The organism is Bacillus sp. FSL L8-0358, from assembly GCF_038593095.1.
GTDB classification, from domain to species: Bacteria; Bacillota; Bacilli; order Bacillales; family Bacillaceae; genus Bacillus; species Bacillus subtilis.
Genome location: NZ_CP151962.1, coordinates 1 through 16,931 on the forward strand (window position 1 = coordinate 1; position 16,931 = coordinate 16,931).

The window sequence follows — 16,931 nt, forward strand, 5'->3', positions numbered from 1 at the left end:
ATGGAAAATATATTAGACCTGTGGAACCAAGCCCTTGCTCAAATCGAAAAAAAGTTGAGCAAACCGAGTTTTGAGACTTGGATGAAGTCAACCAAAGCCCACTCACTGCAAGGCGATACATTAACGATCACGGCTCCCAATGAATTTGCCAGAGACTGGCTGGAGTCCAGATACTTGCATCTGATTGCAGATACTATATATGAATTAACCGGGGAAGAATTGAGCATTAAGTTTGTCATTCCTCAAAATCAAGATGTTGAGGACTTTATGCCGAAACCGCAAGTCAAAAAAGCGGTCAAAGAAGATACATCTGATTTTCCTCAAAATATGCTCAATCCAAAATATACTTTTGATACTTTTGTCATCGGATCTGGAAACCGATTTGCACACGCTGCTTCCCTCGCAGTTGCGGAAGCACCCGCGAAAGCTTACAACCCTTTATTTATCTATGGGGGTGTCGGCTTAGGGAAAACACACTTAATGCATGCGATCGGCCATTATGTAATAGATCATAATCCTTCTGCCAAAGTGGTTTATCTGTCTTCTGAGAAATTTACAAACGAATTCATCAACTCTATCCGAGATAATAAAGCCGTCGACTTCCGCAATCGCTATCGAAATGTTGATGTGCTTTTGATAGATGATATTCAATTTTTAGCGGGGAAAGAACAAACCCAGGAAGAATTTTTCCATACATTTAACACATTGCACGAAGAAAGCAAACAAATCGTCATTTCAAGTGACCGACCGCCAAAGGAAATTCCGACACTTGAGGACAGATTGCGCTCACGTTTTGAATGGGGCCTTATTACAGATATCACACCGCCTGATCTAGAAACGAGAATTGCAATTTTAAGAAAAAAAGCCAAAGCAGAAGGCCTCGATATTCCGAACGAGGTTATGCTTTACATCGCGAATCAAATCGACAGCAATATTCGGGAACTCGAAGGAGCATTAATCAGAGTTGTCGCTTATTCATCTTTAATTAATAAAGATATTAATGCTGATCTGGCCGCTGAGGCGTTGAAAGATATTATTCCTTCCTCAAAACCGAAAGTCATTACGATTAAAGAAATTCAGAGGGTAGTAGGCCAGCAATTTAATATTAAACTCGAGGATTTCAAAGCAAAAAAACGGACAAAGTCAGTAGCTTTTCCGCGTCAAATCGCCATGTACTTATCAAGGGAAATGACTGATTCCTCTCTTCCTAAAATCGGTGAAGAGTTTGGAGGACGTGATCATACGACCGTTATTCATGCGCATGAAAAAATTTCAAAACTGCTGGCAGATGATGAACAGCTTCAGCAGCATGTAAAAGAAATTAAAGAACAGCTTAAATAGCAGGACCGGGGATCAATCGGGGAAAGTGTGAATAACTTTTCGGAAGTCATACACAGTCTATCCACATGTGGATAGGCTGTGTTTCCTGTCTTTTTCACAACTTATCCACAAATCCACAGGCCCTACTATTACTTCTACTATTTTTTATAAATATATATATTAATACATTATCCGTTAGGAGGATAAAAATGAAATTCACGATTCAAAAAGATCGTCTTGTTGAAAGTGTCCAAGATGTATTAAAAGCAGTTTCATCCAGAACCACGATTCCCATTCTGACTGGTATTAAAATTGTTGCATCAGATGATGGAGTATCCTTTACAGGGAGTGACTCAGATATTTCTATTGAATCCTTCATTCCAAAAGAAGAAGGAGATAAAGAAATCGTCACTATTGAACAGCCCGGAAGCATCGTTTTACAGGCTCGCTTTTTTAGTGAAATTGTAAAAAAATTGCCGATGGCAACTGTAGAAATCGAAGTCCAAAATCAGTATTTAACGATTATCCGTTCTGGTAAAGCTGAATTTAATCTAAACGGACTGGATGCTGATGAGTATCCGCACTTGCCGCAGATTGAAGAGCATCATGCGATTCAGATCCCAACTGATTTGTTAAAAAATCTAATCAGACAAACAGTATTTGCAGTGTCCACCTCAGAAACACGCCCTATCTTGACAGGTGTAAACTGGAAAGTAGAGCAAAGTGAATTATTATGCACTGCGACGGATAGCCACCGTCTTGCATTAAGAAAAGCGAAACTTGATATTCCAGAAGACAGATCTTATAACGTCGTGATTCCGGGAAAAAGTTTAACTGAACTCAGCAAGATTTTAGATGACAACCAGGAACTTGTAGATATCGTCATCACAGAAACCCAAGTTCTGTTTAAAGCGAAAAACGTCTTATTCTTCTCACGGCTTCTGGACGGGAATTATCCAGACACAACCAGCCTGATTCCGCAAGACAGCAAAACAGAAATCATTGTGAACACAAAAGAATTCCTTCAGGCCATTGATCGTGCATCTCTTTTAGCCAGAGAGGGACGCAACAACGTTGTAAAACTGTCTGCAAAACCGGCTGAATCCATTGAAATTTCTTCCAACTCGCCGGAAATCGGTAAAGTTGTGGAAGCAATTGCTGCGGATCAAATTGAAGGTGAGGAATTAAATATCTCTTTTAGTCCAAAATATATGCTGGATGCACTAAAGGTGCTTGAAGGAGCAGAAATACGCGTAAGCTTTACAGGTGCAATGAGACCTTTCTTAATTCGCACGCCGAATGATGAAACGATTGTACAGCTTATCCTCCCTGTCAGAACCTATTAATCCGATACACTGCTGCCGACTCGTCGGCAGCTTTTCTATTCGGTATCTGCTCCGACAAGTTTTCCCTTTCCCTAATTCGTTTTTTTTTAGTACAATTAGATATTAGTGATATTTGAAAGAGGTCGATATAATGGCAAATCCGATTTCAATTGATACAGAGATGATTACACTCGGACAATTCTTAAAATTAGCCGATGTGATTCAGTCTGGCGGTATGGCGAAGTGGTTTTTAAGCGAGCATGAAGTGCTTGTGAACGATGAGCCGGACAACCGCCGGGGCAGAAAGCTGTATGTTGGAGATGTGGTAGAGATTGAAGGATTTGGTTCATTTCAAGTCGTCAATTAAAGCGGGTGACACTGATTGTATATCCAGAACTTAGAACTGACATCTTACCGCAACTACGACCATGCTGAACTTCAATTTGAAAATAAAGTAAATGTGATCATCGGAGAAAACGCTCAGGGGAAGACAAACCTCATGGAGGCGATCTATGTCTTGTCCATGGCGAAATCGCACCGGACATCAAATGACAAAGAACTTATACGGTGGGACAAAGACTATGCTAAAATAGAGGGAAGAGTGATGAAGCAAAACGGGTCGATCCCGATGCAGCTCGTCATCTCCAAAAAGGGTAAAAAGGGCAAGGTCAATCATATTGAACAGCAAAAGCTCAGCCAGTATGTCGGGGCCCTCAACACCATTATGTTCGCGCCGGAAGATTTAAATCTTGTAAAGGGAAGCCCTCAAGTGAGAAGGCGGTTTCTTGACATGGAAATCGGACAGGTTTCTCCCGTCTACCTTCATGATCTTTCTCTTTACCAGAAAATCCTTTCCCAGCGGAATCATTTTTTGAAACAGCTGCAAACAAGAAAACAAACTGACCGGACGATGCTCGATGTTCTGACCGATCAGCTTGTAGAAGTTGCAGCAAAAGTCGTCGTAAAACGCCTGCAGTTTACAGCACAGCTCGAGAAATGGGCGCAGCCCATCCATGCAGGCATCTCAAGAGGGCTTGAAGAACTGACCCTGAAATACCATACAGCTCTTGATGTATCAGATCCCCTAGATTTGTCGAAAATAGGAGATAGCTATCAAGAAGCGTTTTCTAAATTAAGAGAAAAAGAAATTGAGCGTGGTGTGACGCTGTCAGGGCCTCATCGCGATGATGTTCTTTTTTATGTGAACGGACGCGATGTGCAGACGTATGGTTCTCAAGGACAGCAGCGAACGACGGCGTTGTCCCTTAAGCTGGCGGAGATTGACCTGATCCATGAAGAAATCGGAGAATATCCCATTTTACTATTGGATGATGTACTGAGTGAACTGGATGATTATCGCCAGTCACACTTGCTTCATACGATCCAAGGCCGTGTACAAACGTTTGTCACAACGACAAGCGTTGATGGCATTGATCACGAAACCTTACGTCAAGCAGGAATGTTCCGTGTGCAAAATGGTGCGTTAGTGAAGTGAAGAAATGAGGTGAGCAATTGTATATTCATTTAGGTGATGACTTTGTGGTTTCAACACGAGATATTGTCGGCATTTTTGACTTTAAAGCCAACATGTCGCCTATTGTTGAAGAATTTCTGAAAAAACAGAAACACAAGGTGGTGCCTTCCGTAAACGGCACGCCCAAATCTATCGTAGTCACGGTTCAGAATATATATTACTCTCCCTTATCTTCCAGCACATTAAAAAAACGTGCGCAATTTATGTTTGAAATAGATTCTTAGAAATTTTTTATCACGAATATATCGTTTAGAAAAGTGTAGGTGAATGACGTGGCTATGGAACAGCAGCAAAACAGTTATGATGAAAATCAGATACAGGTACTAGAAGGATTGGAAGCTGTTCGTAAAAGACCGGGGATGTATATCGGTTCGACAAACAGCAAAGGCCTTCACCACCTGGTATGGGAAATTGTCGACAATAGTATTGACGAAGCCCTCGCCGGTTATTGTACGGATATCAATATCCAAATCGAAAAAGACAACAGTATCACGGTTGTAGATAATGGCCGCGGTATTCCAGTCGGTATTCATGAAAAAATGGGCCGTCCTGCGGTAGAAGTCATTATGACGGTGCTTCATGCCGGAGGAAAATTTGACGGAAGCGGCTATAAAGTATCCGGAGGATTACACGGTGTAGGTGCGTCGGTCGTAAACGCACTATCAACAGAGCTTGATGTGACGGTTCACCGTGACGGTAAAATTCACCGCCAAACCTATAAACGCGGAGTTCCGGTTACAGACCTTGAAATCATTGGCGAAACGGATCATACAGGAACGACGACACATTTTGTCCCGGACCCTGAAATATTCTCAGAAACAACCGAGTATGATTACGATCTGCTTGCCAACCGCGTGCGTGAATTGGCCTTTTTAACAAAGGGCGTAAACATCACGATTGAAGATAAACGTGAAGGACAAGAGCGCAAAAATGAATACCATTACGAAGGCGGAATTAAAAGTTATGTAGAGTATTTAAACCGCTCTAAAGAGGTTGTCCATGAAGAGCCGATTTACATTGAAGGCGAAAAGGACGGCATTACGGTTGAAGTGGCTTTGCAATACAATGACAGCTACACAAGCAACATTTACTCGTTTACAAACAACATTAACACGTACGAAGGCGGTACCCATGAAGCTGGCTTCAAAACGGGCCTGACTCGTGTTATCAACGATTACGCCAGAAAAAAAGGGCTTATTAAAGAAAATGATCCAAACCTAAGCGGAGATGACGTAAGGGAAGGGCTGACAGCGATTATTTCAATCAAACACCCTGATCCGCAGTTTGAGGGCCAAACGAAAACAAAGCTGGGCAACTCAGAAGCACGGACAATCACCGATACGTTATTTTCTACGGCGATGGAAACATTTATGCTGGAAAATCCAGATGCGGCCAAAAAAATTGTCGATAAAGGCTTAATGGCGGCAAGAGCAAGAATGGCTGCGAAAAAAGCGCGTGAACTAACACGCCGTAAGAGTGCTTTGGAAATTTCAAACTTGCCCGGTAAGTTAGCGGACTGCTCTTCAAAAGATCCGAGCATTTCCGAGTTATATATCGTAGAGGGTGACTCTGCCGGAGGATCTGCTAAACAAGGACGCGACAGACATTTCCAAGCCATTTTGCCGCTTAGAGGTAAAATCCTAAACGTTGAAAAGGCCAGACTGGATAAAATCCTTTCTAACAACGAAGTTCGCTCTATGATCACAGCGCTCGGCACAGGTATTGGGGAAGACTTCAACCTTGAGAAAGCCCGTTACCACAAAGTTGTCATTATGACAGATGCCGATGTTGACGGCGCGCACATCAGAACACTGCTGTTAACGTTCTTTTACAGATATATGCGCCAAATTATCGAAAATGGCTACGTGTACATTGCGCAGCCGCCGCTCTACAAGGTTCAACAGGGGAAACGCGTTGAATATGCGTACAATGACAAGGAGCTTGAAGAGCTGTTAAAAACTCTTCCTCAAACGCCTAAGCCTGGACTGCAGCGTTACAAAGGTCTTGGTGAAATGAATGCCACCCAGCTTTGGGAGACAACCATGGATCCTAGCTCCAGAACACTTCTTCAGGTAACTCTTGAAGATGCAATGGATGCGGACGAGACTTTTGAAATGCTTATGGGCGACAAGGTAGAACCGCGCCGAAACTTCATAGAAGCGAATGCGAGATACGTTAAAAATCTTGACATCTAATCATAAAAAGCCTTATTTCCAATAAGAAATAAGGCTTTTTTCTAAACAAGATCAGATGCAGCAATGCTTGCAATACCTTTATATTCTAGCAATTTAATGTGTATAATCATAAGTTTATTGATATAATGGAGAATAGTGAAATCGTATTGAAGGTCATAATGGACAATCTACTCCCACATATTTCATGTGATACTTCAGGGAGGTTTTTTAATGAGTGAACAAAACACACCACAAGTTCGTGAAATAAATATCAGTCAGGAAATGCGTACGTCCTTCTTGGATTATGCAATGAGCGTTATCGTGTCCCGTGCTCTTCCGGATGTTCGAGACGGTTTAAAACCGGTTCATAGACGGATTTTGTATGCAATGAATGATTTAGGCATGACAAGTGACAAGCCTTATAAAAAATCCGCGCGTATAGTTGGAGAAGTTATCGGGAAATACCACCCGCACGGTGATTCAGCGGTATATGAATCCATGGTCAGAATGGCTCAGGATTTCAACTACCGTTATATGCTCGTTGACGGTCACGGAAACTTCGGTTCTGTTGACGGAGACTCAGCGGCGGCCATGCGTTATACAGAAGCAAGAATGTCTAAAATCTCAATGGAGATTCTTCGCGACATCACAAAAGACACAATCGATTACCAGGATAACTATGACGGGTCAGAAAGAGAACCTGTCGTTATGCCTTCAAGGTTCCCGAATCTGCTCGTGAACGGTGCTGCCGGCATTGCGGTAGGTATGGCAACAAACATTCCTCCGCACCAGCTGGGAGAAATCATTGACGGTGTACTTGCTGTCAGTGAGAATCCGGACATTACAATTCCAGAGCTTATGGAAGTCATTCCAGGGCCTGATTTCCCGACTGCGGGTCAAATCTTGGGACGCAGCGGTATCCGGAAAGCATACGAATCAGGCCGAGGCTCTATCACGATCCGGGCAAAAGCTGAGATCGAACAAACATCTTCGGGTAAAGAAAGAATTATCGTTACAGAGTTACCTTACCAAGTAAATAAGGCGAAATTAATTGAGAAAATTGCTGATCTCGTAAGGGACAAAAAGATAGAGGGTATCACAGATCTGCGTGATGAGTCAGATCGTACAGGTATGAGAATTGTCATTGAAATCAGACGCGATGCCAATGCGAATGTCATCTTAAACAATCTGTACAAACAAACTGCTCTACAAACATCTTTTGGCATCAACCTGCTTGCACTAGTTGATGGACAGCCGAAAGTTTTAACTCTTAAGCAATGCCTGGAGCATTACCTTGACCATCAAAAAGTTGTCATTAGACGCCGTACTGCTTATGAATTGCGTAAAGCAGAAGCGAGAGCTCATATCTTGGAAGGATTGAGAGTTGCACTGGATCATCTCGATGCAGTTATCTCCCTTATCCGTAATTCTCAAACGGCTGAAATTGCGAGAACAGGTTTAATTGAACAATTCTCACTGACAGAGAAGCAAGCACAAGCAATCCTTGACATGAGGCTCCAGCGTTTAACGGGACTGGAACGTGAAAAGATCGAAGAAGAATACCAATCTCTTGTTAAATTAATTGCAGAGCTAAAAGACATCTTGGCAAATGAATATAAAGTGCTTGAGATCATTCGTGAAGAACTCACGGAAATCAAAGAGCGTTTTAACGATGAAAGACGTACTGAGATCGTCACTTCTGGACTGGAGACAATTGAAGATGAAGATCTCATCGAGAGAGAAAATATCGTAGTTACTCTGACGCACAACGGATACGTCAAACGTCTTCCTGCATCAACTTACCGCAGTCAAAAACGAGGCGGAAAAGGTGTACAAGGTATGGGAACAAACGAAGATGATTTCGTTGAACATTTGATCTCTACGTCAACTCATGACACGATTCTCTTCTTCTCGAACAAGGGGAAAGTGTATCGTGCAAAAGGGTATGAAATCCCTGAATACGGCAGAACGGCAAAAGGAATCCCGATTATTAACCTGCTGGAGGTAGAAAAGGGTGAGTGGATCAACGCGATTATTCCAGTCACGGAATTCAATGCGGAGCTTTACCTTTTCTTCACTACAAAGCATGGGGTTTCAAAACGAACATCGCTATCTCAATTCGCTAATATCCGAAACAATGGTCTAATTGCTCTGAGTCTTCGTGAAGATGATGAACTGATGGGTGTACGTCTGACTGACGGCACAAAACAAATCATCATTGGAACGAAAAACGGTTTACTGATCCGTTTCCCTGAAACAGATGTCCGGGAGATGGGAAGAACTGCGGCGGGCGTAAAAGGCATCACCCTGACGGATGACGACGTTGTTGTCGGCATGGAGATCTTAGAGGAAGAATCACACGTCCTTATCGTAACTGAAAAAGGGTACGGAAAACGAACTCCGGCTGAAGAGTACAGAACCCAAAGCCGGGGCGGAAAAGGACTCAAAACAGCGAAAATCACCGAGAACAACGGCCAACTAGTAGCAGTGAAAGCTACTAAAGGTGAAGAGGATCTAATGATTATTACAGCTAGCGGCGTACTCATCAGAATGGACATCAATGATATCTCCATCACCGGACGTGTCACTCAAGGTGTGCGTCTCATTAGAATGGCAGAAGAAGAGCATGTTGCTACAGTAGCTTTAGTAGAGAAAAACGAAGAAGATGAGAATGAAGAAGAACAAGAAGAAGTGTGAGAAAAAGCGCAGCTGAAATAGCTGCGCTTTTTTGTGTCATAACCCTTTACAGTCATAAAAATTATGGTATAATCATTTCTGTTGTCTTTTTAAAGACACAAGCATGACCATTATGACTAGTAAAAACTTTTTTAAAAAAGTATTGACCTAGTTAACTAAAAATGTTACTATTAAGTAGTCGCTTCGAGAGAAGCACACAAAGTTCTTTGAAAACTAAACAAGACAAAACGTACCTGTTAATTCATTTTTTATAAATCGCACAGCGATGTGCGTAGTCAGTCAAACTACTTTATCGGAGAGTTTGATCCTGGCTCAGGACGAACGCTGGCGGCGTGCCTAATACATGCAAGTCGAGCGGACAGATGGGAGCTTGCTCCCTGATGTTAGCGGCGGACGGGTGAGTAACACGTGGGTAACCTGCCTGTAAGACTGGGATAACTCCGGGAAACCGGGGCTAATACCGGATGGTTGTTTGAACCGCATGGTTCAAACATAAAAGGTGGCTTCGGCTACCACTTACAGATGGACCCGCGGCGCATTAGCTAGTTGGTGAGGTAACGGCTCACCAAGGCAACGATGCGTAGCCGACCTGAGAGGGTGATCGGCCACACTGGGACTGAGACACGGCCCAGACTCCTACGGGAGGCAGCAGTAGGGAATCTTCCGCAATGGACGAAAGTCTGACGGAGCAACGCCGCGTGAGTGATGAAGGTTTTCGGATCGTAAAGCTCTGTTGTTAGGGAAGAACAAGTACCGTTCGAATAGGGCGGTACCTTGACGGTACCTAACCAGAAAGCCACGGCTAACTACGTGCCAGCAGCCGCGGTAATACGTAGGTGGCAAGCGTTGTCCGGAATTATTGGGCGTAAAGGGCTCGCAGGCGGTTTCTTAAGTCTGATGTGAAAGCCCCCGGCTCAACCGGGGAGGGTCATTGGAAACTGGGGAACTTGAGTGCAGAAGAGGAGAGTGGAATTCCACGTGTAGCGGTGAAATGCGTAGAGATGTGGAGGAACACCAGTGGCGAAGGCGACTCTCTGGTCTGTAACTGACGCTGAGGAGCGAAAGCGTGGGGAGCGAACAGGATTAGATACCCTGGTAGTCCACGCCGTAAACGATGAGTGCTAAGTGTTAGGGGGTTTCCGCCCCTTAGTGCTGCAGCTAACGCATTAAGCACTCCGCCTGGGGAGTACGGTCGCAAGACTGAAACTCAAAGGAATTGACGGGGGCCCGCACAAGCGGTGGAGCATGTGGTTTAATTCGAAGCAACGCGAAGAACCTTACCAGGTCTTGACATCCTCTGACAATCCTAGAGATAGGACGTCCCCTTCGGGGGCAGAGTGACAGGTGGTGCATGGTTGTCGTCAGCTCGTGTCGTGAGATGTTGGGTTAAGTCCCGCAACGAGCGCAACCCTTGATCTTAGTTGCCAGCATTCAGTTGGGCACTCTAAGGTGACTGCCGGTGACAAACCGGAGGAAGGTGGGGATGACGTCAAATCATCATGCCCCTTATGACCTGGGCTACACACGTGCTACAATGGACAGAACAAAGGGCAGCGAAACCGCGAGGTTAAGCCAATCCCACAAATCTGTTCTCAGTTCGGATCGCAGTCTGCAACTCGACTGCGTGAAGCTGGAATCGCTAGTAATCGCGGATCAGCATGCCGCGGTGAATACGTTCCCGGGCCTTGTACACACCGCCCGTCACACCACGAGAGTTTGTAACACCCGAAGTCGGTGAGGTAACCTTTTAGGAGCCAGCCGCCGAAGGTGGGACAGATGATTGGGGTGAAGTCGTAACAAGGTAGCCGTATCGGAAGGTGCGGCTGGATCACCTCCTTTCTAAGGATATTATACGGAATATAAGACCTTGGGTCTTATAAACAGAACGTTCCCTGTCTTGTTTAGTTTTGAAGGAACTTTGTTCCTTGAATAAGTTAAGATGGGCCTGTAGCTCAGCTGGTTAGAGCGCACGCCTGATAAGCGTGAGGTCGGTGGTTCGAGTCCACTCAGGCCCACCATCTTATATAACGGGGCCTTAGCTCAGCTGGGAGAGCGCCTGCTTTGCACGCAGGAGGTCAGCGGTTCGATCCCGCTAGGCTCCACCAACGTGTTCTTTGAAAACTAGATAACAGTAGACATCACATTCAATTAGTAATACAAGATATCACATAGTGATTCTTTTTAACGGTTAAGTTAGAAAGGGCGCACGGTGGATGCCTTGGCACTAGGAGCCGATGAAGGACGGGACGAACACCGATATGCTTCGGGGAGCTGTAAGCAAGCTTTGATCCGGAGATTTCCGAATGGGGAAACCCACCACTCGTAATGGAGTGGTATCCATATCTGAATTCATAGGATATGAGAAGGCAGACCCGGGGAACTGAAACATCTAAGTACCCGGAGGAAGAGAAAGCAAATGCGATTCCCTGAGTAGCGGCGAGCGAAACGGGATTAGCCCAAACCAAGAGGCTTGCCTCTTGGGGTTGTAGGACACTCTGTACGGAGTTACAAAAGAACGAGGTAGATGAAGAGGTCTGGAAAGGCCCGCCATAGGAGGTAACAGCCCTGTAGTCAAAACTTCGTTCTCTCCTGAGTGGATCCTGAGTACGGCGGAACACGTGAAATTCCGTCGGAATCCGGGAGGACCATCTCCCAAGGCTAAATACTCCCTAGTGACCGATAGTGAACCAGTACCGTGAGGGAAAGGTGAAAAGCACCCCGGAAGGGGAGTGAAAGAGATCCTGAAACCGTGTGCCTACAAGTAGTCAGAGCCCGTTAACGGGTGATGGCGTGCCTTTTGTAGAATGAACCGGCGAGTTACGATCCCGTGCAAGGTTAAGCAGAAGATGCGGAGCCGCAGCGAAAGCGAGTCTGAATAGGGCGCATGAGTACGTGGTCGTAGACCCGAAACCAGGTGATCTACCCATGTCCAGGGTGAAGTTCAGGTAACACTGAATGGAGGCCCGAACCCACGCACGTTGAAAAGTGCGGGGATGAGGTGTGGGTAGGGGTGAAATGCCAATCGAACCTGGAGATAGCTGGTTCTCTCCGAAATAGCTTTAGGGCTAGCCTCAAGGTAAGAGTCTTGGAGGTAGAGCACTGATTGGACTAGGGGCCCCTACCGGGTTACCGAATTCAGTCAAACTCCGAATGCCAATGACTTATCCTTGGGAGTCAGACTGCGAGTGATAAGATCCGTAGTCGAAAGGGAAACAGCCCAGACCGCCAGCTAAGGTCCCAAAGTATACGTTAAGTGGAAAAGGATGTGGAGTTGCTTAGACAACCAGGATGTTGGCTTAGAAGCAGCCACCATTTAAAGAGTGCGTAATAGCTCACTGGTCGAGTGACTCTGCGCCGAAAATGTACCGGGGCTAAACGTATCACCGAAGCTGCGGACTGTTCTTCGAACAGTGGTAGGAGAGCGTTCTAAGGGCTGTGAAGCCAGACCGGAAGGACTGGTGGAGCGCTTAGAAGTGAGAATGCCGGTATGAGTAGCGAAAGAGGGGTGAGAATCCCCTCCACCGAATGCCTAAGGTTTCCTGAGGAAGGCTCGTCCGCTCAGGGTTAGTCGGGACCTAAGCCGAGGCCGAAAGGCGTAGGCGATGGACAACAGGTTGATATTCCTGTACCACCTCCTCACCATTTGAGCAATGGGGGGACGCAGGAGGATAGGGTAAGCGCGGTATTGGATATCCGCGTCCAAGCAGTTAGGCTGGGAAATAGGCAAATCCGTTTCCCATAAGGCTGAGCTGTGATGGCGAGCGAAATATAGTAGCGAAGTTCCTGATTCCACACTGCCAAGAAAAGCCTCTAGCGAGGTGAGAGGTGCCCGTACCGCAAACCGACACAGGTAGGCGAGGAGAGAATCCTAAGGTGATCGAGAGAACTCTCGTTAAGGAACTCGGCAAAATGACCCCGTAACTTCGGGAGAAGGGGTGCTCTGTTAGGGTGCAAGCCCGAGAGAGCCGCAGTGAATAGGCCCAGGCGACTGTTTAGCAAAAACACAGGTCTCTGCGAAGCCGTAAGGCGAAGTATAGGGGCTGACGCCTGCCCGGTGCTGGAAGGTTAAGAGGAGCGCTTAGCGTAAGCGAAGGTGCGAATTGAAGCCCCAGTAAACGGCGGCCGTAACTATAACGGTCCTAAGGTAGCGAAATTCCTTGTCGGGTAAGTTCCGACCCGCACGAAAGGCGCAACGATCTGGGCACTGTCTCAACGAGAGACTCGGTGAAATTATAGTACCTGTGAAGATGCAGGTTACCCGCGACAGGACGGAAAGACCCCGTGGAGCTTTACTGCAGCCTGATATTGAATGTTGGTACAGCTTGTACAGGATAGGTAGGAGCCTTGGAAACCGGAGCGCCAGCTTCGGTGGAGGCATCGGTGGGATACTACCCTGGCTGTATTGACCTTCTAACCCGCCGCCCTTATCGGGCGGGGAGACAGTGTCAGGTGGGCAGTTTGACTGGGGCGGTCGCCTCCTAAAAGGTAACGGAGGCGCCCAAAGGTTCCCTCAGAATGGTTGGAAATCATTCGCAGAGTGTAAAGGCACAAGGGAGCTTGACTGCGAGACCTACAAGTCGAGCAGGGACGAAAGTCGGGCTTAGTGATCCGGTGGTTCCGCATGGAAGGGCCATCGCTCAACGGATAAAAGCTACCCCGGGGATAACAGGCTTATCTCCCCCAAGAGTCCACATCGACGGGGAGGTTTGGCACCTCGATGTCGGCTCATCGCATCCTGGGGCTGTAGTCGGTCCCAAGGGTTGGGCTGTTCGCCCATTAAAGCGGTACGCGAGCTGGGTTCAGAACGTCGTGAGACAGTTCGGTCCCTATCCGTCGCGGGCGCAGGAAATTTGAGAGGAGCTGTCCTTAGTACGAGAGGACCGGGATGGACGCACCGCTGGTGTACCAGTTGTTCTGCCAAGGGCATCGCTGGGTAGCTATGTGCGGACGGGATAAGTGCTGAAAGCATCTAAGCATGAAGCCCCCCTCAAGATGAGATTTCCCATTCCGCAAGGAAGTAAGATCCCTGAAAGATGATCAGGTTGATAGGTCTGAGGTGGAAGTGTGGCGACACATGGAGCTGACAGATACTAATCGATCGAGGACTTAACCACATTTTGAATGATGTCACACCTGTTATCTAGTTTTGAGAGAACACTCTCAATTTGTTTGGTGGCGATAGCGAAGAGGTCACACCCGTTCCCATACCGAACACGGAAGTTAAGCTCTTCAGCGCCGATGGTAGTCGGGGGTTTCCCCCTGTGAGAGTAGGACGCCGCCAAGCAAGCTTAAACCCAGCTCATTGAGCTGGGTTTTTTGTTTGTTAAAAATGAAGAAGAAACTGTGAAGCGTATTTAGGGAATTTCTTTTCTGTTACTAATAAAAACTGCTGAATTAACACGTAGTCATCACTTATATGCTGTGTTAATAACTCATACCACCATTCTGTTTCATACCTTGCAATCATCCCAACGTTGTACAAAATCAAATAATGAATTGTCATTTCGGGAAGCCGAAGAAATTGCTCCCTTTGAGAAGGGATATAATATTGGTTCTTTTCCATGTCAAACAATAAGCTGGTCGATGTCCATGGCTCCTTGTCTTGTGGCGAAACTTCGAACAGCAGCCCGTGTTCATTTTTTTTTGTAAAAGACCATTGATAATGATGGGACATGTATTCAGCAAACCTTGAATCAGACATTTTGTAATTGATTACTACTTCCTCCGGTACAAAAATTTCGTTCTTATCCTTCTCAACTATTGTCATAAATCGTTCTTTCTGCTGAAAGTAGAAAATATCGCTAAGTTCTGGAATGGCCATTAATAATTTTTTCATGGTATACCGTTCATCTACTATATCCGATTGTCCGAATAAATGTTTCATAAAATGTACGCATAGGCCATTCCGTTGTATTTTCACTTCATCATCGCTAAAACAATAGTTTTGTTTCTTTCGTTTTCTTGTTGTTACACCATGTGCCAGTACTGATGTATGGCTTGGATAATGAGGATCACGTGTAATTAAGCATGCTTTGATAAGCTGTGCCATTCCATAAAATAAAAGAATCGGTTTGATTTCTAAGGGAGAATATGCGGCTTGTTTATAAAACGATTCGGCATGCTTTAAGAAATAAATAAACCGTTCACTGTTTTTAAAAGAGTTTTTTTTCGCATCGTCAATACCGTTTAAGGTATAAACCTTTTCTAGAAATTTCTGGGTTGATTCGACGGAGTAAAATAGCGCTAAGTCTTTCCACTCATGATATGCCATGTATATTTCTTAATCCTTTCCGTTATCTAAATATTTCAACTCTTTCCCGCTTCCTTGACATGCTCTTGGCTAGTTGATAATCTACATATAATATTTTGCCGAAAAGAGGGGGATTTACTAATGTGGGAAAGTAAATTTTCAAAAGAAGGCTTAACGTTCGACGATGTGCTGCTTGTGCCAGCAAAGTCTGAGGTACTTCCGCGTGATGTGGATTTATCTGTAGAACTTACAAAAACGTTAAAGCTAAATATTCCTGTCATCAGCGCAGGTATGGACACAGTAACAGAATCAGCAATGGCAATTGCAATGGCAAGACAGGGCGGCTTGGGCATCATTCACAAAAATATGTCCATTGAACAGCAGGCTGAACAAGTTGATAAAGTAAAGCGTTCTGAGCGCGGCGTTATCACAAATCCCTTCTTTTTAACTCCTGATCACCAAGTATTTGATGCGGAGCATTTGATGGGGAAATACAGAATTTCCGGTGTTCCGATTGTAAATAACGAAGAAGACCAGAAGCTTGTTGGAATTATTACAAACCGTGACCTTCGTTTTATTTCTGACTACTCAATGAAAATCAGCGATGTCATGACGAAAGAAGAGCTAGTTACTGCATCTGTAGGAACTACTCTGGATGAAGCTGAAAAGATTTTGCAGAAACATAAAATTGAAAAGCTTCCTCTCGTAGATGACCAGAATAAATTAAAAGGTCTTATCACAATTAAAGACATTGAAAAAGTCATTGAGTTTCCGAACTCATCTAAAGACATTCACGGCCGCCTGATCGTTGGCGCGGCAGTTGGTGTAACTGGCGATACAATGACTCGCGTCAAAAAGCTTGTTGAAGCCAACGTTGATGTGATTGTTATCGATACAGCTCACGGACACTCTCAAGGCGTTTTAAACACAGTCACAAAAATCCGTGAAACGTATCCAGAATTAAACATTATTGCTGGGAACGTAGCAACAGCTGAAGCGACAAGAGCGCTTATCGAAGCTGGAGCAGACGTTGTCAAAGTTGGAATAGGGCCTGGTTCAATTTGTACTACACGTGTTGTAGCCGGCGTCGGTGTTCCACAAATTACAGCAATTTATGATTGTGCGACTGAAGCAAGAAAACACGGCAAAACAATCATAGCCGACGGTGGGATTAAATTCTCTGGCGATATCACTAAAGCATTGGCAGCCGGCGGACATGCTGTTATGCTCGGAAGCTTGCTTGCAGGCACCTCAGAAAGCCCTGGTGAAACTGAAATCTACCAAGGCAGAAGATTTAAGGTATACCGCGGCATGGGATCAGTTGCTGCAATGGAAAAAGGAAGTAAAGACCGTTACTTCCAAGAAGAAAACAAAAAATTTGTTCCAGAAGGAATTGAAGGACGCACACCTTACAAAGGACCAGTTGAAGAAACCGTTTATCAGCTAGTCGGAGGCCTTCGTTCTGGTATGGGGTATTGCGGGTCCAAAGATCTGCGTGCGCTAAGAGAAGAAGCTCAGTTCATTCGCATGACTGGCGCAGGACTTCGCGAAAGCCATCCGCATGACGTACAGATTACAAAAGAATCACCTAACTATACAATTTCATAATAAATTGTTACAAATTAAAAACA

9 protein-coding genes, 2 tRNA genes and 3 rRNA genes are annotated in these 16,931 nt (G+C 45.2%); 13 read left to right on the forward strand and 1 reads right to left on the reverse strand.

Annotated elements, in window-relative coordinates:
- The 12 genes from dnaA to rrf all read left to right on the forward strand — a co-directional run bounded on the left by dnaA (nt 1) and on the right by rrf (nt 14,334).
- A complete protein-coding gene (dnaA, locus tag NYE49_RS00005) occupies nt 1-1,341 on the forward strand; it encodes a chromosomal replication initiator protein DnaA (RefSeq protein WP_003242674.1) in 1,341 nt (446 codons plus the stop codon).
- A gap of 188 nt (nt 1,342-1,529) precedes the next feature.
- Nucleotides 1,530-2,666, forward strand: a complete 1,137-nt coding sequence (gene dnaN, locus NYE49_RS00010; RefSeq protein ID WP_003226811.1) for a DNA polymerase III subunit beta — start codon at nt 1,530-1,532, stop codon at nt 2,664-2,666.
- A gap of 130 nt (nt 2,667-2,796) precedes the next feature.
- Entirely contained in the window at nt 2,797-3,012 is a 216-nt protein-coding gene (rlbA, locus tag NYE49_RS00015) for a ribosome maturation protein RlbA (RefSeq protein ID WP_003226810.1), read from the forward strand.
- 15 nt (nt 3,013-3,027) lie between these two features.
- Nucleotides 3,028-4,140 (forward strand): DNA replication/repair protein RecF, encoded by a 1,113-nt coding sequence (gene recF / locus NYE49_RS00020; RefSeq protein ID WP_015382541.1) that lies wholly within the window; start codon nt 3,028-3,030, stop codon nt 4,138-4,140.
- A 17-nt stretch (nt 4,141-4,157) separates the two neighbouring features.
- On the forward strand, nt 4,158-4,403 hold the full coding sequence (gene remB / locus NYE49_RS00025) for an extracellular matrix regulator RemB (RefSeq protein WP_003219266.1): 246 nt from the start codon (nt 4,158-4,160) through the stop codon (nt 4,401-4,403).
- A gap of 54 nt (nt 4,404-4,457) precedes the next feature.
- Complete coding sequence (gene gyrB / locus NYE49_RS00030; RefSeq protein WP_003226808.1) at nt 4,458-6,374, forward strand: DNA topoisomerase (ATP-hydrolyzing) subunit B; 1,917 nt, start codon at nt 4,458-4,460, stop codon at nt 6,372-6,374.
- Between the two features lie 210 nt (nt 6,375-6,584).
- On the forward strand, nt 6,585-9,050 hold the full coding sequence (gene gyrA / locus NYE49_RS00035; protein ID WP_003244540.1) for a DNA topoisomerase (ATP-hydrolyzing) subunit A: 2,466 nt from the start codon (nt 6,585-6,587) through the stop codon (nt 9,048-9,050).
- A gap of 289 nt (nt 9,051-9,339) precedes the next feature.
- A 16S ribosomal RNA gene (locus NYE49_RS00040) occupies nt 9,340-10,889 on the forward strand.
- Nucleotides 10,890-10,991: 102 nt separating this feature from the next.
- A tRNA-Ile gene (locus tag NYE49_RS00045) sits at nt 10,992-11,068 on the forward strand.
- 11 nt (nt 11,069-11,079) lie between these two features.
- Nucleotides 11,080-11,155, forward strand: a tRNA-Ala gene (locus tag NYE49_RS00050).
- An 81-nt stretch (nt 11,156-11,236) separates the two neighbouring features.
- Nucleotides 11,237-14,164: ribosomal RNA gene (locus NYE49_RS00055) — 23S ribosomal RNA — on the forward strand.
- A 54-nt stretch (nt 14,165-14,218) separates the two neighbouring features.
- Nucleotides 14,219-14,334 (forward strand): 5S ribosomal RNA (gene rrf, locus NYE49_RS00060).
- The 16S, 23S and 5S rRNA genes sit together here with 2 tRNA genes alongside, the layout of an rRNA operon.
- Nucleotides 14,335-14,373: 39 nt before the next feature.
- Here rrf and NYE49_RS00065 read toward each other — a convergent pair.
- Complete coding sequence (locus NYE49_RS00065; RefSeq protein WP_015382542.1) at nt 14,374-15,321, reverse strand: YaaC family protein; 948 nt, start codon at nt 15,319-15,321, stop codon at nt 14,374-14,376.
- A gap of 120 nt (nt 15,322-15,441) precedes the next feature.
- Here NYE49_RS00065 and guaB point away from each other — a divergent pair, with 120 nt between their 5' ends.
- A complete protein-coding gene (guaB, locus tag NYE49_RS00070) occupies nt 15,442-16,908 on the forward strand; it encodes an IMP dehydrogenase (RefSeq protein WP_003226803.1) in 1,467 nt (488 codons plus the stop codon).
- Nucleotides 16,909-16,931: the final 23 nt, after the last annotated feature.

Coding starts and splice junctions, on each gene's coding strand:
- rlbA (WP_003226810.1), top strand. CDS start 2,797: ATGGCAAATCCGATTTCAATTGATACAGAGATGATTACACTCGGACAA.
- guaB (WP_003226803.1), top strand. CDS start 15,442: ATGTGGGAAAGTAAATTTTCAAAAGAAGGCTTAACGTTCGACGATGTG.
- dnaA (WP_003242674.1), top strand. CDS start 1: ATGGAAAATATATTAGACCTGTGGAACCAAGCCCTTGCTCAAATCGAA.
- gyrA (WP_003244540.1), top strand. CDS start 6,585: ATGAGTGAACAAAACACACCACAAGTTCGTGAAATAAATATCAGTCAG.
- NYE49_RS00065 (WP_015382542.1), bottom strand. CDS start 15,321: ATGGCATATCATGAGTGGAAAGACTTAGCGCTATTTTACTCCGTCGAA.
- gyrB (WP_003226808.1), top strand. CDS start 4,458: ATGGAACAGCAGCAAAACAGTTATGATGAAAATCAGATACAGGTACTA.
- dnaN (WP_003226811.1), top strand. CDS start 1,530: ATGAAATTCACGATTCAAAAAGATCGTCTTGTTGAAAGTGTCCAAGAT.